The organism is cf. Phormidesmis sp. LEGE 11477 (assembly GCF_015207105.1).
GTDB lineage: Bacteria > Cyanobacteriota > Cyanobacteriia > Phormidesmidales > Phormidesmidaceae > Phormidesmis.
This window is the reverse complement of record NZ_JADEXO010000012.1, coordinates 15005-38461: the sequence shown is the minus strand read 5'-3', so window position 1 is coordinate 38461 and position 23457 is coordinate 15005. Positions and strand designations below refer to the sequence as shown.

The following is a 23457-nucleotide window of genomic DNA, read 5'->3' as shown; positions in this document are numbered from 1 at the left end:
GTTGAGAAACAGAAAATCCCTAAAAGTGGTTGGCCAGCATACGTAGGCGTAACCTTCTTTATGAGGATGCAGCCGCCGCTAGCCATACATTCGTGATCTCTAGAACCGTTATATAATGCGGACTAAGTGGCTAGCCGTCGGACGTCGGCTTTGACTGCTCACATGAGGATGCATCCGACGACGGCTATACCAAGGTGGTTTCGTTAAATAGATCTGCCGCTGCTAACTGATATTTCTATGGCTTATACAATTCCTGATTCTATTCCGCCTATAGCTACTCAGGGAGAAAAGACGCTATTCTCGATCTTAAGAAACGGCTTACCTGATGACTACATCGTTTGGTATGAGCCCCGTATTAACCATCAATATCCTGATTTTCTCATTCTAGGCCCTGCCTTCGGGCTACTCATCATTGAAGTAAAAGGATGGTTTGGGAACCAGATAGATAGCGCCGACCGCAATCAGTTTCTCATTCGGCGAAGAAAGAACAATCAGGAACATGTCTCTAGTGAAGAGTCTCCCCTCGGGCAAGCGCACCGATATTTCTGTCACGTTTCTGACAAGCTAAAAGAATATTCCATCCTTCGTCACTTAGAAGGCCCTCACCAGGGAAAGTTGGTCTTTCCAATTGGTAAAGGTGCTGTAATGAGCAACATCACTGTAGCTCAGGCTCAAAAGTTAGGACTCGACAAAGTTCTAGAACAACCTGCGGTTGCTTATCGCGATGAATTGCTAGTTTGGCAGAATTTGAACGACCGTGAGTTAATTCATCGACTTAAGGAAATGTTTGCAGTGAAGTTTCCCTTTTATGCACTCACTGACGAGCAAGTGAGTACCGTTAAGGGGATTCTGCATCCTGAAATCCAGATCCGCACTGAGCCTGCAACCTCACGTAGCCTGCCTCCTGAAGTAAAAGCAAAGCCGCCTGCTGATAGCAAAATTATTGTCAGTCTCGATCCAGCACAAGAGACAGCAGCTAGAAGACTAGGGGAGGGCCACAGGTTGATTTCTGGGGTGGCTGGTTCAGGTAAGACGCTAATACTGATTGCAAGAGCAAAATTTCTGGCTAATGAATCTTCGGAACACAGAATTCTGATTCTTTGCTACCACAAGAGCCTTGCTGCCTATTTACGCTCTCTGATACATTCGCCTGATTATCCCAACTACGAGCAGCAAATTGAAATCTTGCACTTCAACGATTGGGCGAGAAATATTTTAGGTGTACTCCCCTCTCCACAGGACTATCCGAATAAACAGACATTGCGTCAAACAACGGGAGAACAGCTTGTAGAGGCTCTTCAGGAAAACCCTGATTTGAAGTGGGATGCCATATTAGTTGATGAGTCCCATACCTTCGCTCCAGAATGGTTTAGATGCTGCGTAACCGCGCTCAAAGACGGTGAAGACGGTAAGCTGCTGATCGTTTCTGATGGGAATCAGAAAATTCATCAGCGAAAGAACTTTACATGGAAATCTGTAGGCATCAAGGCTCAGGGACGAACAAAGATCTTGAAACTGAATTATCGCAACACACAAGAAATTGTCGAGGCAGCCTGGGCTGCTATCAACTTGGGCCAGTTTGCTATGACTGATCAGTGGACCGAGGAGACCACCTTTCCCTTGATTTCTCCTAAATCGGTTCGCAAGCAGGGTTCTGTCCCAGTTCTGCATCCCGTTGACGACTTAAAGCAGTCTGTTCGTATAGTACATCAGCAGATAGAAGACTTTATTCAAGCCGGATACCTCACCCAAGATATTGCTATTATTTTTCACAGTCATGCTGGCGGCAAGAAGAGCTGGCTCTCCCCTTTGGAAAAATTATTAGAAGCTGCCAAAATTGAGGTCTATAGGCTATCGGACGATCGTTCTAAACGGCACTATAGTGTGAACATACCGGGCGTACGTTTTGTCTCAGCCGAATCATCGCTAGGTCTAGAGTTCAAAGCCGTTGTAATCATGGAAGTAGAACGATTCGTAGATAATCATGAAGATGAAGCTATGCGGTATCGCAAACTTTATGTTGCAATGACCCGTGCTCAAGACAGGTTGCATATCTTAGGATCTGCTTCTCATCCGTTTCTAAAAAAGCTAGAAGCGACTAAAAAGTTCGTATTAGGCTAGGGCTCTATACTGCGGTTACGATTTGCTTCACAGTTAAACCGTTACGCCAGATAAGACGGCTTTTATACAGTGAGAATTGCCAAGAATTTACGGAAGCGCTTGACAGTGCGGACCTTTATCTTTTATAGCTCTAACAACATTTGTGCTGATATGCGCTGGGCAGTAGTCCACGCCAAAGACCTTTGAACTTATCTGCTGCGACTAGTCTTAGAACTGGCACTGTTCAGCTTTTTACTCAGTTTTTCTCAGTGCAGGGCTGGGCGCTCGAAGCGCGGCTGCTGCGCTGGATGACGCTGCTATGGCTGTCGGTAGGATTAGTCGTGCTGTATTCCGCCTCCTATCATGCGGCTGAAGATGACTATGGCCGGGGCAGTCATTATTTTTTGGTACAGCTAGTTTGGATGTTAATTGGGCTGCTGATTTCTAGATACATCACCCGTCATCCACTGCAGCAGATGATGCGGCTCTCAGGGATCTTGCTTTTAGTCTGTATGCTGCTGGTGATGGCCACTCACATTCCAGGCGTGGGGATTTCGGTCAATGGCGCGACTCGTTGGCTACCGCTAGGCCCTTTTTTGATCCAGCCCTCGGAGCTGATGAAGCCTTTCCTTGTTCTACATAGTGCTCAGCTTTTTGGCAAATGGCACAAGCTGACTAATCAGACCAGGCTTGTCTGGCTAGGAATCTTCACTCTTGGACTGCTATCAATTCTGACTCAGCCTAACCTCAGTACAACGGCTGTCTGCGGAATGACGATTTGGCTGATTGCGCTAGCAGCGGGGTTGCCCTATCGACAGCTGATCTTGACAGCTTCGAGCGGATTTATGGCAGCGGTGATCAGCATTAGTCTTAAGTCTTATCAGCGCGATCGCATCATCTCTTTTCTCGATCCTTGGGCTGACCCGGCTGAAAGCGGCTATCAGCTGATTCAAAGCCTGCTGGCGATCGGCTCAGGTGGCCTTGGCGGCACTGGCTATGGTTTCTCCATCCAAAAAGAATTTTTTCTACCGATTCAATATACCGACTTTATCTTCTCAGTCTTTGCTGAAGAATTTGGCTTTATCGGCAGCGTGGTGCTGCTAATCTTTTTTGCTATCTACAGCACGATTGCTCTAGCCGTTGCCGTACAGTCTCCTAAAATGGTGCATCGTCTCATTGCTATCGGCTGTATGGTTTTGTTAGTAGGTCAGTCACTGATAAATATTGGCGTTGCGACGGGCTCTATCCCGACGACCGGATTGCCGCTGCCTCTGTTTAGCTATGGCGGTAGCTCGGTTATCGCTAACTTGATCACAGCCGGGCTGTTAATTAGGGTGGCCCGCGAATCGCGTGAGGCAAACGTACTGTCTTTGAGATCGCTACCTCGCCCAAAGACGTAAGCCAAATATGTAAATGTAGCGAAGTAAGGATGCATTCTTACTTGGCGGGAAGAGTTGCCTGTTGTTCTGTAAGGGTTTTAGCCGGTGTGAATGTACCAAGCAACTCTTCGAAAGCTATAGCAGGACAGGTCAGCACTTCGATACAATTAGAGGTGCTGACTAGAGATATTGACTGCTGAATCATTTGACCTGGATTATTTCGACTATGGGCGCTGCTCTTTCAGAGACGTTGTACGAACGCCTGCAGCTCTTCTTGTATCATCTCAGCCAGTCTGCCAATGGTTGGGTAGAAGCTCAGCTTGGTCATTTGTCGCTGGCCAGCGTAGGCATTATTGCAGCGGCTGGACTGCTAACTAGTTTGACGCCGTGTATGCTCTCGATGCTGCCGATTACGGTGGGCTATATGGGCAGCTACGAACTAGAAAATCGTTGGCAGGCCGTTGGGCAATCGGTCTGGTTCGCAGTTGGGCTAGCGACTACGTTAGCGGGTCTAGGACTGGTGGCTAGCAGTTTGGGATGGGTGTATGGGCAAGTCGGCGCTGGCCTACCAATTGTGGTCAGTGCGATCGCCATCCTCATGGGTCTAAACCTTTTAGAAGCGCTTCCCTTGCCGCCTTTGCCTTCTTTCAACGGCACAGACTTTTTGCAAAATAATATTCCCCGCTCGGCCAAGTCATATTTGCTAGGGCTGACCTTTGGCCTAGTGGCCTCTCCTTGTAGCACCCCGGTACTAGCGACACTGCTGGCCTGGGTTGGCGAAAAGGGAGATCCGGTGCTAGGTGCGTCTCTATTGCTGGCCTACACTATTGGTTACGTTGCGCCGCTGATGCTAGCTGGAATTTTTACAGCTTCGATTAAGCGCATTCTAGAAATCAGGCGCTGGTCTGGCTGGATTACGCCTGCGAGCGGCGTGCTGCTGATCGGTTTTGGTCTATTTTCGCTGGTCACGCGGCTATTACCTATCGCATAACTTGAATAATTTTTTATTCTCTCTTCCCTTATGTTCACTGCTGTAAAACGCTACTTCCGCAAAGACCTAATTCCATTGTTAGCAGATCTTAAGCTCGCGATCGCTCTTCTCTTGGCGATCGCCATTTTCAGCATCAGCGGCACCGTGATCGAACAGGGTCAAGGGCTTACCTTCTACCAAGAAAACTACCCCGAATCGCCCGCTCTCTTTGGCTTTCTTACTTGGAAGTTCATCTTAATTTTGGGTTTAGATCACGTCTATCGCACCTGGTGGTTTCTCTCTATTCTGATTCTCTTTGGCGCGAGCCTAACAGCCTGCACCTTTACCCGGCAGATTACGGCGCTACGCTGGTTTTCTCGCACTTGGAATTTCTACAGCAAGCCACGTCAGTTTGAGAAAATGGCGCTGAGTACCGAGCTAGAGACAGGAGATTGGGATGTTTTGCGATCGCAGCTCAGCGAACATCGATACAAAGTCTATGAAAAAAGCGATAGTGACGACACCATGCTCTACGCCCAAAAAGGGCTGTCCGGGCGCATTGGGCCGATTGTGGTTCACGCCAGTATGCTGCTGATTCTGGGCGGTGCCATCCTCGGTTCTATGACTGGTTTTTTCGCGCAGGAAATGGTCCCTAGCGGTCAAACCTTCAAGGTTCAAAACATCTTTGATGCGGGTCCCTGGGCCGGTCCGCAAATTCCCAAAGACTGGTCAGTTCATGTCAATCGCTTCTGGATTGACTACTCCCCTGAAGGCCGCGTCGATCAGTTCTATTCTGACCTTTCTGTTCTAGATAGCGCTGGCGAAGAAGTAAAGCGGAAAACTATCTGGGTAAATCAGCCGCTGCGCTACAAAAACGTCACGCTATATCAAGCCGACTGGGCTATTGGCGGAGTCAAAGTTCGCATCAACAACAGTCCGACTTTCGAGCTGGCAATGGCACCTCTAGACGTTGAGGGCGCTAAATTATGGGGAACCTGGGTGCCTACCAAACCTGATATGAGCGCAGGTGTATCGCTAATTGCTCAAGATTTGCAAGGCACTTTGCTGCTATACGACATGAGTGGAAAGCTGGTTTCTACCGTCCGCCAGGGGAGTAGTGTCGAAGTCAACGGTGTCAGGCTTTACCTAGATGAAATTATCGGCAGCACTGGCTTGCAGATCAAAGCCGATCCCGGTATTCCGGTTGTTTATCTGGGGTTTGGCTTACTGATGGTCGGCGTGGTGATGAGCTATATCTCTCACTCTCAAGTGTGGGCACTCAAAACGGCAGACAAGCTATTTGTTGGCGGACGCACTAACCGGGCTCAGGTTTCTTTTGAAAAGGAGCTAATTAGCCTTTTAGACGAAACGACAAAAGCCTCAGTGGCTCAAACAACGGCTCCGATTCCGGCTAACACGACTGCCTAATGCTTAAGAGTCTGATTATCTGATAGTTTTGCAGCTCATTTCTTGATTCTTCTCTCAGCGTCTTTTTTTCAAAGTTTCTTCTTCTAACTTCTTCTTTTAGCATCTCTTCTTCTAGTGCCTAGCTCAATGCGTATCCTACTTGTAGACGACGAAGTAGAACTTACCGATCCGCTTACCCGCTTGCTTCAACGTCAAGGCTATGGGGTGGATGTCGCTAGCGACGGCGAAACGGGCGCGCGCAAAGCCATCAGCGGACAGTACGATTTGCTGATTCTAGACTGGATGCTGCCAAAGATGAGCGGATTAGAGATTTGCCAGGCAGTGCGATCGCAGGCTCTGTCTACGCCCGTTCTTTTTTTGACGGCCAAAGATACGCTAGACGATCGCGTCGATGGCCTAGATGCGGGCGCAGATGACTACTTGATCAAACCTTTCGAGCTGCGAGAGCTGCTAGCCCGCATTCGCGCTCTGCTCAGGCGTCCAGTCTCTCCACCAGCGTTGCCTCAGTCTGTTCTTCAGTTTGAGGATCTAACGCTACAGGTCGAAAATCAGCTAGTGAGTCGCGGTGGCAAGTCGATCGAGCTATCAGAGAAAGAAGTCCAGCTCTTGGCTTATCTGATGCGATCGCCTCACCAATTACTGACTCATGCTCAAATCTACAGTGCCGTTTGGGGAGAGGGCTCAGCGCCTAGCAGTAATGCCCTCGCAGCCCAGATGCGGCTACTGCGTAGAAAAATAGAGCAACCAAGCCAGCCAGTTCTAATTCATACGGTATATGGCAAAGGCTACCGATTTGGCGCGGCTACGTAAGGCACTGTCTAGTGACGATCTGAACCTAGTACGACTACAAAACTCAGAAAAGATGCATCCGGTTCCTGTAGTTGTACGTAGTAAAACTATGTACTAACTTAAGAAGAGAAAATAAGCTCCAATTAATTACAGCTTAATTTTTTCATTACTTTTTCCCAGTTTAGAGGCCAAGGAGGCCAAAAACGAAATGAGTCAGCTCAAGAGTCTTCAAGAGAAATCAGTCTCTATCAAGACTACTCAAGCTCATCAACTGCCTTACCAGCTAGCGAACTTTGGTGATAAAAGGCTACGTGAGAGCGATCGCCTAGAACTGCTTAATCTACCTCTGCTGCTCTCTGATAGATCCAAGCATACAGTCTCTACAGGCAGTATCCTGCTCGATTCTTTGGCAGCAGAAAGCGCTAACAGGGCCGCTGCTCTTCAAGATTTGAGCCTAATTAAAATCTTCACTTCCTATCGCATATCTACAAGCCTAGAGCGAGGAGATTTAGAGCGAGGAGATTTAGAGCAAGGGGAGCTAGAGCAAGGGGAGCTAGAGCAAGAATTCGAGCAGAGCTACCCCAGGCCGGTTAGCGCAGGGATGAAGCCTCCTATCGAACGCCTAGATGACGACCTATCAAGCGCTGCTGTTGAATCCTCTTCTTCTACAGAGCCTGCTCTCCAATCTATTAAACAGGCTGATAAACATCCTGCTACAGGGCTCCAATCTGCAGCCGACCCGTCACCGCAGAACACTACCTCCACGGTAGACAATGGGACAACGGCTAGAGAATCAGCTGCCTCTGTGGGTTTACTCGATATCCATGATGAGCTGCTATTTGGCGGTGCCTATAGCGATCTCTTCTCTGTTGATCCCCATATGATGCAGGTCGATGACGATAGGGTTTACATTTTGACCTATCTCCTTCGGCATCTGTCAGACTTTACCGTTATTCAGCTACAGAACGGCTTTCCACATAACGCTGATCCTGCCGTTATCAATCGGGCAGATCCGCCAAGGTACCTAACTGTTCTAGAGACTAGTGATTTCGATCTGTACGATTTAAATGATTTAGATGACCTAGATAACTCGGATCATTTCGATGAGAATAATTTCGACGAGGACGAGCTTGATCGGCTTATGGTCGAAGAGGCTCAGCTCAGACAGGCGGATATAGAAAGACCGATAGATCACCAGAGACAAATAGAGACAGAAATTGAGTTAGACGGACTGAACGCGCAGGTTCAAGTGCTACATGCAAAGATAGAGTTGCTTAGCAGAAAGCTAGAACAGGTTGCTACCTCTTAAGCAGTGGTTGCCACCACGACCGGTTCTGCAGATACCACTCAACCGTTTGCCTGAGTCCTACCTTAAGGCTGCGAGTTGGTGCCCAGCCTATCTCCTGTTGAATCTTAGAGATATCCACAGCGTAACGGCGATCGTGTCCTGGTCGGTCGGCAACAAATGTGATCAAATCGTGGGGTGGATAGGGTAAGCCTTCAGCTAGTTCTACCATCTGATCGCACAGCTCACGAACGAGATTGATGTTTTCAACTTGGCTATTGCCTCCAATGTTATAGACAGAGCCAGGAGGTGCTTTTCGCAATACTTGCTCTAGCGCTACGCAGTGGTCTGCGACATGTAGCCAGTCGCGAACGTTACGCCCGTCACCATACACAGGTAGCGGTTTGCCCAGCAAAATATTCACACACATTAGCGGAATGAGCTTTTCAGGGAACTGGTAAGGGCCGTAATTGTTCGCACAGTTTGTGATTAAAGTCGGTAGACCGTAGGTATGAAAATAGGCGCTTACTAGGTGGTTGCTCCCCGCTTTGGAAGCTGAGTACGGGCTATTTGGCGCGTATGGTGTATTTTCTGTAAAAGGAGGCGCATCGATCTCTAGGCTGCCATAGATTTCATCGGTCGAAATGTGCAAGAAGCGATAGTTCTCTGGCTGATGATGAGCTTGCCAGCGATCGCGAAAAGCTTCTAACAGTGTGAATGTGCCAACTACGTTGGTTTGAATAAAAGCAGCCGGACCGACGATTGAGCGATCTACGTGAGATTCAGCCGCGAAGTGAACGATCGTGTCAATATCACTTTTTTGCAAGATCTGCGAGACTAGAGTGCGATCGCAAATATCACCCTCTACCAGCTGCACCTGGCCAGACGCAACTGGCTGTAACAAACTGCTCCTATTGCCAGCATAGCTTAACTTATCGAGCACACATATCGGCTCGTTTGTTCTTTCACACCAATGGCGTACAAAGTTAGAACCAATAAATCCTGCGCCCCCTGTAATCAGAATGCGCTCTAGCATAATCACTCTTTGATCCGTTTCTCTCGATGCATAGTGCCATCAAAACAGCGTCATGAAAATTTTAACCTGTCACCATACATACTCTAGGAGAAGGCTACGCCTACAGTACGAGAAAGTTGCTTGGCCCGTGGTCTTGGTAAGCGTTCTCTGTCTACGTCAAAAAGCCCACTGTCTCAAAAGAGAAGCGAGCTTTTTCTAGCGAGTTCAATTTCAATGGCCTTTCATTGAGCCAGTTGACTCAGTTTCCAGCAGTCTAATCTATACAGCAGCAGGATAAACGCTAACCTTTTTACGGCTCTTGCCCTTACGCTCGAAGGTCACTACGCCATCAATCAGCGCAAACAAAGTATCGTCGCCACCGATGCCGACATTCTCGCCAACATGGTACTTAGTACCCCGCTGACGGACAAGAATATTACCTGCGATCACAGCTTCTCCACCGTACTTTTTCACACCTAAACGCTGAGCGTTAGAATCGCGACCGTTTCTAGTACTGCCTGTACCTTTCTTATGTGCCATGGTCTCTAGAACTCCTGTATTTCTAAACTGGTTACTGAATTTTTATGACTAGGTTCCTGAAGACGAATCGGCTGCTCAGCTACCTGCCGAGCTGAATTCGATCAATCATCCACAAAATTAATCACTGCTGTCAGAATCGCTACTATCAGCAGAATCAGACGAGATCGTTTGACCACCTACCGTAATCGAATCAACCATTACCCGAGTAAGATCTTGACGATGCCCCTGCTTTTTACGAGTCTTCTTCTTTGGCTGCATCTTGTAGACAATAACCTTCTTGCCACGCAGATGACTGACAATTGTGCCGCTGACTGAGGCACCTTCTACCAACGGTTGACCAACACTGACTTCGCCACCATTTTCAACCATCAAGACCTGATCAATCGTAATCTTTTCATCGGCTTCCATCGGTAGACGATTAATGTCATAAAACCGACCCGGCTCAACCCTGAGCTGAGTGCCACCTGCTGCAATGATTGCGTACGCCATGTTCTTTCTATTCTCATTCTAAATCGCCGTAGAGGTAGGTTGCTTCATCTAGGATAAGCGCAACACTTTTTACCTGGTCCGAGCATTTTCACAGAATATCTATAATCGCTGTAAATGCCACCTGCTGTCAAGCACGAACGGTTAGCTTCTCAAAAGTCCTCGCTGATTTTCCTTTTCTATTTCTAGGGCAATAAAGTACCTAATCGGTCGAAGCGCTTAACAAAAGGCATAAACGAGTCAACCCACGTCTTACAATTATAAGCTGTGTTCTCATGGCTATAGAGACTTATGAAGCCCTACTTGGCAGCTGCACTACAAATGACCAGCGTGCCCGATCTCGATAAAAATCTGGCTCAAGCGGAAGAACTGATTGATCTGGCCACGCGCCGTGGTGCAGAGCTAGTCACACTGCCTGAAAACTTCTCTTTTTTGGGGGACGAAGAGGCTAAGTTCAGCCAAGCGGAGGATATTCGCGCCGCTAGCGAGAAGTTCATCAAAACAATGGCTCAGCGATATCGGATTACCTTATTAGGGGGCGGCTATCCTGTTCCTTCTCCAGATAATCGAACCTACAACACGGCGATATTAGTCAATGCCAATGGTGAAGAGCTTTTGCGGTACGAAAAAGTTCACCTGTTTGATGTCAATTTGCCCGATGGCAATACCTATCAGGAATCTGCTCGCGTCACTTCTGGAACAGCGATGCCTGAAGTCTACCGGTCTGATCGACTAGGACAGCTAGGCATTTCTGTCTGTTATGACGTTCGCTTTCCTGAGCTATATCGTCAGCTATCAAAAGCAGGGGCGGAGGTGCTGATTGTGCCAGCTGCTTTTACAGCGTTTACCGGGAAAGACCATTGGCAGGTACTCTTGCAGGCCCGAGCAATCGAAAATACTTGCTATATGATCGCGCCTGCCCAAACTGGTTTTCACAATGCCCGTCGACAGTCTCACGGCCACGCGATGATCATCGATCCTTGGGGAATTACGCTAGCGGATGCAGGCGATACTGTAGGAATGGCGATCGCAGAGATCGACCCCTCGCGACTAGAACAAGTCCGGCGGCAGATGCCATCCCTGCAGCATCGAGTCTTTGGCTAGAGTATCGAGTCTAAACCACAGTGTCTAAACTACAGTAACTTTGGCTAAAGTACAGTAGACATAACAGCTCGGTGGATAGAGCGGTTCAAAGGTTTAGTCAATTTAAAGAGACGCTTATGACTAAATGAACAAAATATAGGGAGGTGACTCCTGTAAATTAGACTACGACGAGTTGCCGCAAACAGCATGATTGATCCTATCGGATGGCCTATTTCAATCCATAATTTGCTATGGCATGGACCATTGGCAGATACCGTTCCCCTTTTAGCTGAAGTCGATGAGGCGGAGGTCGGCTCATTTGTGATAGCAGGCGTACTGCTTAGTCTCATTACAGTTTTCATTGCAGCCAAGGTAGGAGGAGAGCTGTGCGCCCGGCTCAATCTACCCTCAGTGCTAGGTGAGTTGGTGGGCGGGGTCGTTGTTGGAGTCTCTGCTCTTCATCTGATCGTCTTTCCAGAAGGGCCAGAAATGCCCACCTCTGCTCTGATGAACATTATTCAGATGACGGCTCATCTGAACCCAGAAACTTTGCAAACGGTCTTTAACGGCCAGAGCGAAGCTCTGTCAGTCCTAGCGGAGCTAGGCGTCATTATTCTGCTGTTTGAGATTGGCCTGGAATCAGACTTGAAGGAGCTCATTCGAGTTGGGCCACAGGCTGCTGTAGTCGCCGTTATCGGTGTAGTCGTTCCATTTGTAGCTGGAACAGCCGGGCTAATCGTACTTTTTGGCGTGGGAACAATTCCAGCGGTGTTTGCGGGTGCGGCGCTGACGGCAACGAGTATTGGTATCACAGCAAAGGTGCTAGCAGAGATGCAGCAGCTAAGTTCTAAGGAAGGCCAGATTATTATTGGCGCGGCTGTACTTGATGATGTGCTAGGCATTATTGTGCTGGCAGTTGTTGCTAGCTTGGCTAAGACAGGCGAGATCGAGATTTTGAATGTGGTCTACCTAGTCTTGGGGGCTGCCGCTTTCTTAGTGGGATCTATCTTTATTGGGCGTTTGCTCAGTCCGCTGTTTGTTTCTTTGGTAGATCAGCTGCAAACAAGAGGTCAGTTAATCATCACCTCACTAATCTTTGCGTTTGTGCTGTCTTATATTGCTGCCGCGATTCAGCTAGAGACAATTTTAGGTGCGTTTGCAGCAGGCTTAATTTTGGCAGAAACCTCGAAGCGCCGCGAGCTAGAAGAGCAAATCACGCCCATCGCAGATATGCTAGTTCCGGTTTTCTTTGTAACGGTCGGGGCGCAAACAGATATTAGCGTGTTGAACCCGCTAGAGCCTGCTAACCGAGAGGGTTTGATCATTGCGTCTTTCTTGGTGGTGATCGCCATCTTGGGTAAAACGGTTACCGGATTTGCTGTATTTGGTCAGCCTGGAATCAATCGACTGGCCATTGGATTTGGCATGATTCCTAGAGGAGAAGTCGGCTTGGTGTTTGCTGGTGTAGGCGCGGCGAGCGGCGTTCTATCTGAATCCTTAGACGCTGCCATTATCGTCATGGTCATTGTGACGACATTTATCGCACCACCGCTACTCAGGCTAGTGTTTGATAGCAGTGACAATGATGGCGATGTTCTAGAGCCAGCCCCTGCTGGTACGGAGGTATCTGCCGCAGTATCTGAGGCAGCAGTATCTGCTGCTGATCTGGCTGAATCCTAGTTTCTCCAGGCTTAAGCGCTGAGCTATAGCGTCCGCTACCTAGGGCTGCACATCTATCAATAGCGAATCCGCGTAGAAGATCTAGTTTCTATGCGGATTCGCTTTTTGTGCGGAAACTTCTAACCAGAGCTTGTTTCTATAGGTGCTTCGTGACTTCTGTAACAGTGATTCATAGCTACAGTTATGCAGATTCGGAGATAGCGGTAGGGTATCCTTTTGAGCAAATCTTCGTTTTTTGTGACCGTAGTTTTACATAAAGAAAACCTGGACGATTTTTACACAAGGTATACAGGTGAGACGTGCCGATCTACCCATAATCTCAGCAGAGAGCCAAGGATAGGAATGCACACAGATCGTCGGCTGCATAAACGATGATCTTAGTGGTATAAAAAGCTGCTGCATCTGGCCGCACGTAAAAAGATCTTCCTTTGGAGTTGAAAAATAGGACGGGTAAAGTTTCCAAATCCTACTAAACTCTAGAGAACATTTATTCACTTATTAAACTGAGTATTTCTACTTATGAGTATCCCGGCTCTTTCCAGCAAGCTGCGCTCCAATTTCAAGATTGGTGTCTTTGATAGTGGCGTCGGCGGGCTAACGGTGCTGCGTGAAATGCACAAACATTTGCCTGTAGAGTCAATTATTTATTTTGGGGATACGGCTAGGGTTCCTTATGGTAACCGCTCTAAAAGTGAGATCTTAAGGTTTGTGCGCGAAATCATTGCCTGGATGATGGGGCTCGAGGTGAAGCTAATCGTTATGGCCTGCAACACAAGCTCGGCATTAGTTCTAGAGGAAGTACGATCCGAATTTCCTATCCCAATCTTAGGCATTGTTTTACCTGGTGCTAGAGGAGCAGTCAAGTCTGGTAGGCGAATTGGGGTAATTTCGACTGAGGCAACGGCTAAAAGCGATGCTTATTTACAGGCTGTTCAAGAAATTGACTCGACGATCAAAGTTTGGCAAATGGGCTGTCCAGAGTTTGTACCGCTAATTGAAAACGGTCGCATCCATGATCCATACACATTAGCGGTAGCCAAACGCTACCTAGAACCACTTATCGATGCAGGCATTGATACGCTGGTCTATGGTTGTACGCACTATCCACATCTAGCACCTGTGTTTAAACAGATTCTGCCGAGCCATATCAAACTAGTCGATCCGGCAAGACATCTAACTATAGCGGCTGCTCAAGAGCTTGATATCTTAGGGCTAGGCAATCCGGGTACGGTCAGGATAGGCGCTATACCTACTAAATTTTATGTCAGCGGCGATTCGCTACAGTTTGCCAAAGTTTCACAGCAGTGGCTGGGCTATCAGCCTCTGGTTAGGCACGTATCTATAGAAACGCTTGAAGTAGCCGTGCTAGAAGAAGAAGCTGTACTGGAAACAACTAGCCCTGTTGCTGTTCAAAGACGCGATCGCTAAAAATCACTAGAGCAACCAAAAAACGCTCGCTACCAGACAGGCAACAAGCGTAGAAAATACAAGTCACGTGTGACTTTCACCTCCCAAGCGATGCACCAGAAGGATTCTTCGGATAGCTAGAGATCACTCTAGAGGTAGGCAGTGTAGGTGACTAAGCGTAGAGGGCTAAGTGTCTGACGCGCTGGTACTCATGAACATCATGAACAAGTAAACTACAAACAAATAAACTACAGCAGGGATAACAATTGCAACCGGGTTGGTGCTAGAGAAGTGCAGCATGGCGAGCACGATAGGGAGAACATTAACAGTATCAAAGAAAAAATCTCCAAAGGAGTCTTTGATGTAGGTAGTCTTAGGCAAGACTGTAGTAAAGATAATCGGCCCAACCCCTAGCAAGCTTACTAAGCTGTAGTGAAGCCTAGCAGACAGCCTAATTGATACTTTGGCCTTACCAAAAAACAGGCTCTTTTCCTGCGACTGCTTTCCAGGGAAAAGATTCCTACAGGAAGCTCATTACCTAATTTCTAGTCTAAGAATTGAATGATCAACGATCTCTTAACTGTCGATGGGAATAGCCCCTGAACCAAAGATATTGAACTTACAGACTAAAAAAAGACTGACGCCGGCTTTTAGGAAAACTGTCTCAACCAGTAGAGCAGCTCTGTAGCCACCTATTCAAATTGAGCTCCTAGTAAGAACTGACCTGTGAGTGTTGCCAGGTATGAGTGTCACCAGGATTGAACAGAAAATCTTAACTATCTATAGAATAACATAAGGTTTGGCTAATTGAGAAGCCGTCCCGCTAAAAAAATGGACGACTTCTCGATTAGCCAAACATCTCTTGAACATTACTACACAGCTACTAGGCTGAGGGTGTCTATGGCGCAGTTCTGTTTCCTTTGTGGAGGACTCGTCCCTTTAACAGCACAATAGCTTAGAATAAGAGCAGACAGCTTAAAATTTCGTAACTTAATCCGCCTGAGTCGCGTTTTCCATGACCTCAGCCACCTCTCTTTTTCTACCTGTAGAAGCCGACCTAGCGCTCCTGACCGACAACCTCAAAAATCTTGTGGGGGCTCGTCACAAGATTCTTTATGCGGCGGCTGAACACCTGTTTGGTGCAGGCGGCAAGCGTATTCGTCCGGCCATAGTCCTGTTGTTAGCTAGAGCCACTCAGCCGGATCAAGGCATTACCAGTCGACACCGTCGCTTAGCTGAGATCACAGAGATGATCCATACAGCGAGTCTGGTGCATGACGACGTTGTCGACGAGTCATCAACCCGGCGCGGCGTGGATACGGTACACAGTCGCTTTGGCAATAAAGTCGCCGTGCTCGCTGGCGATTTTCTGTTTGCTCAGTCCTCTTGGTATCTAGCTAATTTAGACGATCTAGAAGTCGTGAAATTGCTTTCTAGGGTAATCATGGATCTCGCTGAAGGAGAAATCCGTCAGGGCCTGAAGCATTTTGATACCACATTGACCATAGAGGCTTACTTGGAGAAGAGCTATTACAAAACAGCGACTTTGATTGCCAACAGTGCCAAAGCGGTGGGCGTACTTAGTGAAGTGTCCGATCATACGGCAGAAAACCTCTATCAATTTGGCCGAAGCTTAGGCTTGGCCTATCAGGTTGTAGACGACATTCTCGATTTTACTGGCTCCGAGGAGGTGTTAGGTAAGCCTGCTGGCTCCGACTTGCTAAGCGGCAATCTGACCGCGCCTGCGCTATACGCCATGGAAGAGGTACCCTATCTAAAGACACTTATTGAGCGAGAGTTCTCAGGGCCAGAAGATTTTGAACAGGCCATTGAGTTGATTAATAGCAGTCGAGGGATTGAGCGATCTAGAGTGTTAGCAAAGACGCACGCTCGCCATGCGGTTGAATGTCTAAGCAATCTACCCCAGTCAGCGTCGCGACAGGCGTTAGAAGACATTTCAGACTATGTTTTAAGAAGGCTGAAGTAGGGCGAGGCGCAAGGCCATAGCCAAAATCCTACAGAACTACGGAAAAGGAAGTTAACGATGGCAAAGGAAACGGAACGAAAATTTCTCGTTGTCTCCGATAGCTGGCGAGCCAATGCAGTAGGTAAACTCTACTCGCAAGGATACATCGCAACTGCTGTTGAAGGTCAAAGCGTGCGCGTTCGAATTGTGGGTGAGTTGGGCTATCTGACCATAAAAGGCCCTGCGGAAGGTCTGAGCCGCGCTGAATTTGAATACCCAATTCCACTGGCTGATGCTAAAGAAATGCTAGATACGCTCTGCGTACAACCTCTCATTGAAAAGGTTCGATATAGGTTACCCTTTGGCGCGCATGTTTGGGAAATAGATGAGTTCAAAGGGGAGAACACAGGGCTTACCATTGCTGAAGTAGAGCTTATGTCTGAGTCTCAAACGGTTGATATTCCAGATTGGATCGGCCCAGAAGTCTCAGGCCAAACAAAGTACTACAACGCTAGCCTAGTGAAGCATCCTTACTCAAAATGGTGAAAGAGTAGAGAGATAGACAGAGATAGGAAGTTAGCGCTGTTTGTTTTCTGGAGGGTTGGCTTATCAAAACATTCTCTTACTAGCTTGCCCAACTGGTATAAGGGAGATGCTCTGCAGTTTGGGCGATCGCACTCGCCTGCGCGACTAGCTGCCCGCACGCATCCCAGGTGCCGTTCAGGAACATTTGTCTAGGACCTGCGCCCATTTCAACTGGAATAGACAGCGTTTCGGCAGTGGCACTCATTTTTTCTAAGTCTAAGGTAACTTCTACAGTAGCGTCTGCCGCTATAGCCGATTGCAAAGCGCTAATGTCGTCAGGAGCCGCTGTTACACAGGGAACGCCCATCGCCACACAGTTACCAAAAAAGATTTCGGCAAAGCTTTCTCCTACCAAGGCTTTAATTCCCCAGCGGGCGATCGCCTGAGGCGCGTGTTCTCTCGAAGAGCCACAGCCGAAGTTGCGATTGACGACTAATATTTTTGCGCCCTGGTACTGCGGCTGATTGAACGGATGGTCTGCTAGCTGCTGGCGATCGTCGGCAAAGACCTGATCGCCTAGTCCATCAAACGTGACCGCCCGCAAAAACCGGGCTGGAATGATACGATCGGTATCAATATCGTTGCCAACCAAGGGCAAAGCCTGGCCGGTAATTGCTTTAACTTGGGAGGAATTACCCATAAATTTTATTGCTTGTTAGATATCAGTCAGACTATTTATTATCTATCAACTGCTGGCAACTATCTAGACCCCTGAGCGAAATACGTGTAATTCCGCTCACATTTGCCTGAACTGACCTTGTATCAGCAGTTTCAGGGTGTACTACTCAGCAATCTCTAGAGCTAGAAAAGCGCATAGGCCAAGCCATGAGCTCCTCAAAGGGCAGGCGTTTAGTCAACATGTCCAGAATGCATTCGGTTGCTCATGCGTTACTTAGTTATTAAACTCGGCAGCTTTGGTAGAACTGATGATGCAGGCTAAGTAAACAAAGACAAGAAGGAAGGTGGAGGAATCGAACCCCTGCAGTGAACGCTGTACCCTGGTTTTCAAGACCAGTTGCCGACCATTTAGCGGCACCTTCCATCTGGTGGAATCAAAGAGAATCGTAGGCAAAGACGTACTCTCAACCTCCTGGTTGCAAACGAGTTGCTCTTCCAATTGAGCGACAACCCCACGTAAGCAGGAGTGGCAGGGCTCGTTCGCTTAGCGTCTCCAGAGGAGTTACCTCACTCTTCTCATTCAAAGTGGGAGATGTTTCCAACTACACCACAGGGGATTGGATGCCGAGGCAGGATTCGCACCTGCAATTTCCTGATTCAGAGTCAGGCGACTTGCTAATTCGTCCACTCGGCATTGGCTGGGGTAGCAGGGATCGAACCTGCGGTCTTTCCGTTAACAGCGGACTGCTTTGCCTCTCAGCTATACCCCATCAGCATTCAATTGCTTGAATGCAAGCCCCCCAAGTCCGATTTGAACAGACGACCTCCTGCGCTAAGACCTGCGGTCAGGCTACGCCAACAAGCAGGCGCTCTTACCCGACTGAGCTATTGAGGGAAATATGTTCGCAGTTCTCTCGAATGCTAACAACGAGAACGGCAGGATTTGTAGGCGCAGACTTCTCGAAGAGTACCTGCAACCTTCAGCTCCGCAAGCTGACGCGCTATCCAATTGCGCTACGCTCTCAAAAACAAGTTGGCGGAAAACAGTGGACTCGTTCGCGAAGCGTCTCCGCAGGAGTTACCACAAGCCTTATTTCGGCTCCATCTGTTTAGCAAACAGCACTCACCCCCTGATGAGATTGCTTTCCATATTGAGCGTCTTTCGACAACTCAAAGGGTCGGGTGGGAGTCGTTCGCGCTAGCGTTCCCGAAGGGTACACACAGTGTTAAAGAACTCCGGTTTTACAGACCTTTATCTGCGCCGATAGAAGCCGACCCGTTGGCAGTAGCGACGGGAATCGTTCGCGAAGCGTCTCCATAGGAGTTACCCGCAAGCACACAGTTGAAAGCCGTGCGGCTTTACCAATTTGCCTACGCTACCTCTAAGAAATCTGTCATTACAACAGAACGCAGAAACTAGGAATTGAACCCAGAGCCTTGGTTTTGGAGACCGAGATGTTACCGTTACACCATTTCTGCAAGTGGCAGCGGCGGGACTCGAACCCGCAGAGGCTTGCTTATGAGGCAAGTGCCTTAACCGATCAGGCGACGCTGCAACGTTTGGAGTCCAGAGCGAGTGCAACTCTCGCGATTTTCGGTTTTGCAGACCGACGCCTTGCTAACTTGGCTATCTGGACTCAGGGTTTGGAAGCCTTGACGGGAGTTGCACCCGCTTCTTCGTGACTGAGAATCACGGCGAATTGTCTATTCGTCCACAAGGCTGTTTTTTGTAGTATTGAAACTACAGACGGGGATGACGAGAGTCGTAGGCGCAGACTTCCCGTAGGGTACTCGCGACTTCCTGCTAGACACCACAGGCACTCTTACCACTGAGTTACAGCCCCAAATAGAGAAGTATTTAGTTTTCAAGGTTCTAACTAATTGGCGTACTACAGAAATCGTTTATCGTTTTGTAGTATATTTTGTATTACTTAAATACTACAAGCTAAATTTGGAAAATGTCAAGGGGGGTTCAAAAGTTTTTTGAGTTTTCTTCTGGCACCCCTCGATTGACCTGCTTTCTCTCTCTTTTTAAAGTCATTTTCATACAAAGAGAAAAATGATTAAAGGAAGTGTCGAGGTCCTAAAAAGTAGTTTCGCCTAATCTTCTGTAGTTCCTTGACTGCCTGATTGTGATGATTTTCTATGTCTGTCTTGCTCTTGTGGGCAGTCGCGATCGCAGACTTCTTACAATTTTCTTTCTCAAGAAATCGCACCCGAGCGAGGGCGTTACGAGCCCAGTAATTTGTAGTGCTGTCTGTGGATAGCATAATATCCTCCAGTTGTTGTTCGATAGAGATGGCGGTCAATAGATATGTCAGTCTATTGACTGCAAAGAAGACTTCGAGCAGTCTGCTGAATAAAGGGCAGAGAAACGCATTGATAGATGATAAATCTATCTATATTACGCACAGTATTTCTGCATTGCTGTCGGAACTTGTTTTTGTAAACAGTTCTCTAAAAGCGAGACTATAGCCTGTAGCAAAGCTTGCTGTGCCAACGCAATCCCCAACAAAGCAAGTTGTTAGCCATTATGCGGCATAAGCCGTTAGTCGCTGAGTTGCCTGCCACAGAGAGCACACCAGCGTTTCGAGCTCTGGTACTAGCGCAGTGACAAATGTTCCAGACTCCGCTTGGGCGCTGATAGCAATCCAGGTGCCTTTTAAGCTCACTTCGATATAGTCAGCGTCGACAGCCGTTAGCGAAATCTCGCTCGTAGTATCTTTTTGTAGTACGCTTTGAAGCTTTGCGACTCCAGGCGTATTGCTAGCAAGTAGAAAAGCAGCCCGACCTGGCTCAATATGCAAAGTCTCGCCAGCATAAACCGCTAGCATCACTCTTTGAGTAGCAAAGGCATCTATAGACGCCACTACCTGCTCTAGAAATAGGCCATAGTCGTTGTAGTTTAACTTCAGCATCGCAAATGGCCTCTATGTCTTGTGAATTAACGACACATGCTGAAGGCAGCATGTTCTTAAACGTAGATAGTTCTGCGAAAACAAAATAACGGGCCTAGTTCTAGAAAATACTCGCGACATGATGAAAACCTTACCTGAAATTATCTGAAATCAAGACGGCCCTAAAACAAGACCCCACTTCCTTGCAGTTAGGAAGCGGGGTCAAAAGCCTTATGTTCTTGGCTTTATGAAGGTATCGCAGCTAAACGCCTGCGCTCCCCGCTTCGATATCGTGTGGGTTCTAAACGATTGATATAGGCTGAACTATCTGCTGAACTATCTATGGAGAGACTGTCTACGAAGAGATTATCTACAGAAAGACCATGCTCACAATCAAACCACAAGCCTACAAACGCCAATCCTCTACCTAGAAGATTTCTACCCAAGAGCCCTGTTCGGGCTAGCATTCCAGCACAACCAAATACCGCCTGTTGAGACAGCGGCATAATCTGTTTTGTAAACAGTTTTGTGATGGCGGGCTTCGTGGCGATGGAATGTTGAATGTGAATCATGTCTCTTCTTTAGATGATAAAGTTGCGCGCTTCTACAGTCTCGACCGGACTGCTTTTTCCTTATGCACATGTCCATGCTACATGTGTAGTATAGAAATGTCCATGTTTTTTCTAAATTAATGATTTAGCCTTTGCTCCATGCGTACCAAAGCTCATCCCTCCACTACCGAAATGCAGGTTACGAGTATTCGACTAGAGCGATCGCTCATTACCAAACTCAAAGAACGTGCAGGTAACAGCGGCTATCAGTCGCTCATGCGCGATATCCTATGGGACTACGTCAACTCGGGTAGCAATTCCAAACAGATCAATCAAACTGACATCCGAAGTGTGATGGCCGCAGAGGCCAGACAAACAGAAAAATGCGCCCTGACTGGACGCGCCATCGAACCCTACGAAGAGATGTGGCTGGCCATGACCACTCAAGGCGAGCTAGTTCCCCTTAGCGTCGATAGCCTAGAAGAAGAATAATATGAAATCCAGCTATAGAGGCGTGATATAGAAGTAGCAGAGGCTAAATCAGGCGGCTCTACGCGCCTGCCGATAAACTACACAGCAGCAGTGCTTCGGTCCATTCAACGACTGCGCCATAGGTATCACCGGTCTGTCCACCTAGCCGTTTGTAGAAATAGTGGCTAGTAAGTCCTGAAAGTATTAGCCCGGCTACTATCGTTTTAAGACTCAATCGTGTAGGTATCCACTCTGTCGATGCTAGTCCCAGGCTGAATAATATGATCAGAAGCAAGTTGGGTAAGGCATATCGAGAGGTGGGTAAGGCATGTTTGTGAAAAGCGCCTTTGCCTTCTTTTTTAAGGTAGGGGTAAGTGGCGATCGCCCACTGCTGGGCCCACCGACCCCAAACCGATACCGCAATCAATACGACAGCTCGATGCTGAGCGATCGCGGCTAACGCCAGGACTTTGAGCAGGATGAGAGCGATCGCAGCCATCCCCCCAAACGCACCCATCCGACTATCTGACATGACTGCTAGCCGCCGACTTTGATCGGGGACAGCCAAGCCGTCAGCGGTATCCATCACGCCGTCTAGATGCAGCCCGCCTGTTAAGGCGATACCTAGAACAATGGTCAGGGCGCTAGAGACCGCGATCGGAAAGTGTAGGATCGCCAGCACCCAGTCCATGCCAGCCAGAAGGCCACCGATGACTACCCCTACCCAGGGCACCCAAAAAGCAATCCACCGAAACTCTAGCGGCCAGCGCTGCGGAATCGGTAGACAGGTATAGAACATTAGCGCCGCATGCCAGCCTGACAATAATTTGCCTAAGCGCCAGCAAACGCGACTCCAGCTTTGCCTAAGCTTCGCCAGTGATCGATAGCTCACTGATCCAAACCCGAGGACAGATGCCGCCTGGGGTAGTTTCGGCTTCAGGTTCGATATGCTCGATGCTTTTTAGCACCTGACGAAAGTCGCCCGCAACCGTCGCCGATTCAACGCTGATGCGCTTGCCGTCTTTAATTAACCAGCCGTCGAACGGCAAGGAAAAAGAACCTTGCAGCGCATTAACGCCCGCATGTAGCGCCTGCAAATCATCAATCAAAACCACACCATCTGCTTTATCTAGCTGATAGGCATCGTCTGCGGACTCACCCGGCAGCACCTCTATATAGTTGAGGCCGATGCTCACCTTGGCACCGATGCTGGCGTGGCCCGTTGGCTCTGCGTTCATTCGCTTGGCGGTGCCAGCGCTGTGGATAAAGTTCTTGAGAACACCTTTTTCGATCAGCGCTAGGCGGCGAGTGGGTGTGCCTTCACCGTCAAAGGTTTCAGCCGAGACGTTTTCTAGATGTAGCTCATCGTCGTAGACAGACAGCAACGGGCTAGCAACCTGAGTGCCAATTGACTCGGCAGTAGACAGCGAGCGATTGTCTAAGATGTTTTGAGCGTTGTACATATTCGAGAACGCGCCCAGCAGACTTAGGAAAGCCTCTGCTGAGAAAACAACTGGGTATTTGCCAGAGGCTATTTTCTCGTAGTCTAGATGGCTGATTGTTTTTTCAGCCGCTTCTTTTACACAGTCACTCACCTCTAGCTGAGCCAGACCATTCTTGACTCGCATTGCCCCAGCCGCCCGAGGTTTGCGGCCTTCTTGCTCCGTCTTTCCATAGAGATAAACAGAGGCATAGGTGCGTTCTTCACTGCGCTGTGCGCCTTCGCTGTTGAGATAGAACCGCTCGATCTCTCTTTGAGCAATGCCGTTATAGGGAACAGAGGCAATAGCCTCATGCGAGTCCAACACCCCTTTCTCTGCGTCTACTAGGGTCTCGATCAGCTCAGGCACAGGAGCGGGCTCAGACTTAGTAAAGTCAACCTCAGCCGTCAGTTCTTTTGCCTGCGGGCTAAAATCAGGCGCGTTTTCTTTGACGCCAAAAGAGCTAGCTTCATAAGCGGTCTTTAGCGCCATCTCTAGGCCGGTTTCGTCAACGTCGGTCGTTGAAGTGACACCAATTTGATTTTGATCGTTCCATACGCGAACGATCACACTAGAGCGGTTAGACGCTTTAACCTGCTTGGGTTTGCCTTTGTCTACTTGGACGCTAGTTTCATCTACAGAAGAGCCATAGATATCGTATTTAGCAATGTTGAGCTTTTGCGCGATCGCCTCAGCCTGCTGTGAAATTGTTTGAACCTTTGCCAT

19 protein-coding genes and 9 tRNA genes are annotated in these 23457 nt (G+C 48.3%); 12 read left to right on the top strand and 16 right to left on the bottom strand.

What is annotated here, in order from left to right; translation table 11 throughout:
• Positions 1-237 precede the first annotated feature (237 nt).
• From IQ256_RS06015 to IQ256_RS05990, 6 genes are all read left to right on the top strand, one after another.
• On the top strand, positions 238-2121 hold the full coding sequence (locus IQ256_RS06015) for a nuclease-related domain-containing DEAD/DEAH box helicase (protein ID WP_193854642.1): 1884 nt from the start codon (positions 238-240) through the stop codon (positions 2119-2121).
• A 182-nt stretch (positions 2122-2303) separates the two neighbouring features.
• Positions 2304-3500 carry an FtsW/RodA/SpoVE family cell cycle protein gene (locus tag IQ256_RS06010; RefSeq protein WP_228024620.1) on the top strand — a complete coding sequence of 399 codons (1197 nt, stop codon included), beginning with the start codon at positions 2304-2306 and terminating at the stop codon, positions 3498-3500.
• 205 nt (positions 3501-3705) lie between these two features.
• On the top strand, positions 3706-4470 hold the full coding sequence (locus IQ256_RS06005; RefSeq protein WP_370623356.1) for a cytochrome c biogenesis protein CcdA: 765 nt from the start codon (positions 3706-3708) through the stop codon (positions 4468-4470).
• A 30-nt stretch (positions 4471-4500) separates the two neighbouring features.
• Entirely contained in the window at positions 4501-5877 is a 1377-nt protein-coding gene (locus tag IQ256_RS06000) for a cytochrome c biogenesis protein (RefSeq protein ID WP_193854641.1), read from the top strand.
• Between the two features lie 126 nt (positions 5878-6003).
• Positions 6004-6687 (top strand): two-component system response regulator RppA, encoded by a 684-nt coding sequence (gene rppA / locus IQ256_RS05995; RefSeq protein ID WP_193854640.1) that lies wholly within the window; start codon positions 6004-6006, stop codon positions 6685-6687.
• 187 nt (positions 6688-6874) lie between these two features.
• On the top strand, positions 6875-7975 hold the full coding sequence (locus IQ256_RS05990; RefSeq protein WP_193854639.1) for a hypothetical protein: 1101 nt from the start codon (positions 6875-6877) through the stop codon (positions 7973-7975).
• Here IQ256_RS05990 and rfbB read toward each other — a convergent pair.
• From rfbB to rplU, 3 genes are all read right to left on the bottom strand, one after another.
• Complete coding sequence (gene rfbB / locus IQ256_RS05985) at positions 7965-8987, bottom strand: dTDP-glucose 4,6-dehydratase (protein WP_193854638.1); 1023 nt, start codon at positions 8985-8987, stop codon at positions 7965-7967. The two genes, IQ256_RS05990 and rfbB, sit on opposite strands and share 11 nt — an antisense overlap.
• Positions 8988-9245: 258 nt before the next feature.
• Complete coding sequence (gene rpmA, locus IQ256_RS05980) at positions 9246-9506, bottom strand: 50S ribosomal protein L27 (protein ID WP_193854637.1); 261 nt, start codon at positions 9504-9506, stop codon at positions 9246-9248.
• A 117-nt stretch (positions 9507-9623) separates the two neighbouring features.
• The gene (gene rplU / locus IQ256_RS05975; RefSeq protein WP_193854636.1) at positions 9624-9995 is read right to left on the bottom strand and encodes a 50S ribosomal protein L21; all 372 of its coding nucleotides are present in this window, start codon (positions 9993-9995) and stop codon (positions 9624-9626) included.
• A 288-nt stretch (positions 9996-10283) separates the two neighbouring features.
• Here rplU and IQ256_RS05970 point away from each other — a divergent pair, with 288 nt between their 5' ends.
• From IQ256_RS05970 to IQ256_RS05950, 5 genes are all read left to right on the top strand, one after another.
• On the top strand, positions 10284-11096 hold the full coding sequence (locus IQ256_RS05970) for a carbon-nitrogen hydrolase family protein (RefSeq protein ID WP_193854635.1): 813 nt from the start codon (positions 10284-10286) through the stop codon (positions 11094-11096).
• Between the two features lie 186 nt (positions 11097-11282).
• On the top strand, positions 11283-12755 hold the full coding sequence (locus IQ256_RS05965; RefSeq protein ID WP_228024619.1) for a cation:proton antiporter: 1473 nt from the start codon (positions 11283-11285) through the stop codon (positions 12753-12755).
• Positions 12756-13274: 519 nt separating this feature from the next.
• On the top strand, positions 13275-14183 hold the full coding sequence (murI, locus tag IQ256_RS05960) for a glutamate racemase (RefSeq protein WP_193854634.1): 909 nt from the start codon (positions 13275-13277) through the stop codon (positions 14181-14183).
• Between the two features lie 994 nt (positions 14184-15177).
• Positions 15178-16149 carry a solanesyl diphosphate synthase gene (gene sds, locus IQ256_RS05955; protein WP_193854633.1) on the top strand — a complete coding sequence of 324 codons (972 nt, stop codon included), beginning with the start codon at positions 15178-15180 and terminating at the stop codon, positions 16147-16149.
• Positions 16150-16206: 57 nt separating this feature from the next.
• Complete coding sequence (locus tag IQ256_RS05950) at positions 16207-16674, top strand: CYTH domain-containing protein (protein WP_193854632.1); 468 nt, start codon at positions 16207-16209, stop codon at positions 16672-16674.
• Between the two features lie 79 nt (positions 16675-16753).
• Here IQ256_RS05950 and leuD read toward each other — a convergent pair whose 3' ends face one another.
• From leuD to IQ256_RS05895, 11 genes are all read right to left on the bottom strand, one after another.
• On the bottom strand, positions 16754-17353 hold the full coding sequence (leuD, locus tag IQ256_RS05945; protein WP_193854631.1) for a 3-isopropylmalate dehydratase small subunit: 600 nt from the start codon (positions 17351-17353) through the stop codon (positions 16754-16756).
• Between the two features lie 596 nt (positions 17354-17949).
• Positions 17950-18025 (bottom strand) — tRNA-Gln (locus tag IQ256_RS05940).
• 1 nt (position 18026) lies between these two features.
• A tRNA-Asn gene (locus IQ256_RS05935) sits at positions 18027-18101 on the bottom strand.
• A gap of 26 nt (positions 18102-18127) precedes the next feature.
• Positions 18128-18226, bottom strand: a tRNA-OTHER gene (locus IQ256_RS05930).
• A gap of 33 nt (positions 18227-18259) precedes the next feature.
• Positions 18260-18355, bottom strand: a tRNA-Arg gene (locus IQ256_RS05925).
• A 256-nt stretch (positions 18356-18611) separates the two neighbouring features.
• A tRNA-Glu gene (locus IQ256_RS05920) sits at positions 18612-18712 on the bottom strand.
• Positions 18713-18739: 27 nt separating this feature from the next.
• Positions 18740-18810 (bottom strand) — tRNA-Trp (locus IQ256_RS05915).
• A gap of 3 nt (positions 18811-18813) precedes the next feature.
• Positions 18814-18887, bottom strand: a tRNA-Ile gene (locus IQ256_RS05910).
• Positions 18888-18892: 5 nt separating this feature from the next.
• Positions 18893-18968, bottom strand: a tRNA-Cys gene (locus tag IQ256_RS05905).
• A gap of 111 nt (positions 18969-19079) precedes the next feature.
• A tRNA-OTHER gene (locus IQ256_RS05900) sits at positions 19080-19175 on the bottom strand.
• A 687-nt stretch (positions 19176-19862) separates the two neighbouring features.
• Positions 19863-20249, bottom strand: a complete 387-nt coding sequence (locus IQ256_RS05895; protein ID WP_193854630.1) for an alr0857 family protein — start codon at positions 20247-20249, stop codon at positions 19863-19865.
• Between the two features lie 689 nt (positions 20250-20938).
• On the opposite strand from IQ256_RS05895, the gene IQ256_RS05890 reads away from it, so the two are divergent.
• On the top strand, positions 20939-21271 hold the full coding sequence (locus IQ256_RS05890) for a hypothetical protein (RefSeq protein ID WP_193854629.1): 333 nt from the start codon (positions 20939-20941) through the stop codon (positions 21269-21271).
• 58 nt (positions 21272-21329) lie between these two features.
• Here IQ256_RS05890 and cobS read toward each other — a convergent pair whose 3' ends face one another.
• On the bottom strand, positions 21330-22142 hold the full coding sequence (gene cobS / locus IQ256_RS05885) for an adenosylcobinamide-GDP ribazoletransferase (protein ID WP_370623355.1): 813 nt from the start codon (positions 22140-22142) through the stop codon (positions 21330-21332).
• On the bottom strand, positions 22114-23457 hold the full coding sequence (locus tag IQ256_RS05880) for a TldD/PmbA family protein (RefSeq protein WP_193854628.1): 1344 nt from the start codon (positions 23455-23457) through the stop codon (positions 22114-22116). Before IQ256_RS05880 ends, cobS begins: the two co-directional genes overlap by 29 nt.

What these genes read in the sequence shown, in the direction of transcription:
- IQ256_RS06015 (WP_193854642.1), top strand. Translation starts at nt 238, where the DNA reads ATGGCTTATACAATTCCTGATTCTATTCCGCCTATAGCTACTCAGGGA.
- IQ256_RS06005 (WP_370623356.1), top strand. Translation starts at nt 3,706, where the DNA reads ATGGGCGCTGCTCTTTCAGAGACGTTGTACGAACGCCTGCAGCTCTTC.
- IQ256_RS06000 (WP_193854641.1), top strand. Translation starts at nt 4,501, where the DNA reads ATGTTCACTGCTGTAAAACGCTACTTCCGCAAAGACCTAATTCCATTG.
- rppA (WP_193854640.1), top strand. Translation starts at nt 6,004, where the DNA reads ATGCGTATCCTACTTGTAGACGACGAAGTAGAACTTACCGATCCGCTT.
- IQ256_RS05990 (WP_193854639.1), top strand. Translation starts at nt 6,875, where the DNA reads ATGAGTCAGCTCAAGAGTCTTCAAGAGAAATCAGTCTCTATCAAGACT.
- rfbB (WP_193854638.1), bottom strand. Translation starts at nt 8,987, where the DNA reads ATGCTAGAGCGCATTCTGATTACAGGGGGCGCAGGATTTATTGGTTCT.
- rpmA (WP_193854637.1), bottom strand. Translation starts at nt 9,506, where the DNA reads ATGGCACATAAGAAAGGTACAGGCAGTACTAGAAACGGTCGCGATTCT.
- rplU (WP_193854636.1), bottom strand. Translation starts at nt 9,995, where the DNA reads ATGGCGTACGCAATCATTGCAGCAGGTGGCACTCAGCTCAGGGTTGAG.
- IQ256_RS05970 (WP_193854635.1), top strand. Translation starts at nt 10,284, where the DNA reads ATGAAGCCCTACTTGGCAGCTGCACTACAAATGACCAGCGTGCCCGAT.
- IQ256_RS05965 (WP_228024619.1), top strand. Translation starts at nt 11,283, where the DNA reads ATGATTGATCCTATCGGATGGCCTATTTCAATCCATAATTTGCTATGG.
- murI (WP_193854634.1), top strand. Translation starts at nt 13,275, where the DNA reads ATGAGTATCCCGGCTCTTTCCAGCAAGCTGCGCTCCAATTTCAAGATT.
- sds (WP_193854633.1), top strand. Translation starts at nt 15,178, where the DNA reads ATGACCTCAGCCACCTCTCTTTTTCTACCTGTAGAAGCCGACCTAGCG.
- IQ256_RS05950 (WP_193854632.1), top strand. Translation starts at nt 16,207, where the DNA reads ATGGCAAAGGAAACGGAACGAAAATTTCTCGTTGTCTCCGATAGCTGG.
- leuD (WP_193854631.1), bottom strand. Translation starts at nt 17,353, where the DNA reads ATGGGTAATTCCTCCCAAGTTAAAGCAATTACCGGCCAGGCTTTGCCC.
- IQ256_RS05895 (WP_193854630.1), bottom strand. Translation starts at nt 20,249, where the DNA reads ATGCTGAAGTTAAACTACAACGACTATGGCCTATTTCTAGAGCAGGTA.
- IQ256_RS05890 (WP_193854629.1), top strand. Translation starts at nt 20,939, where the DNA reads ATGCGTACCAAAGCTCATCCCTCCACTACCGAAATGCAGGTTACGAGT.
- IQ256_RS05880 (WP_193854628.1), bottom strand. Translation starts at nt 23,457, where the DNA reads ATGGCAAAGGTTCAAACAATTTCACAGCAGGCTGAGGCGATCGCGCAA.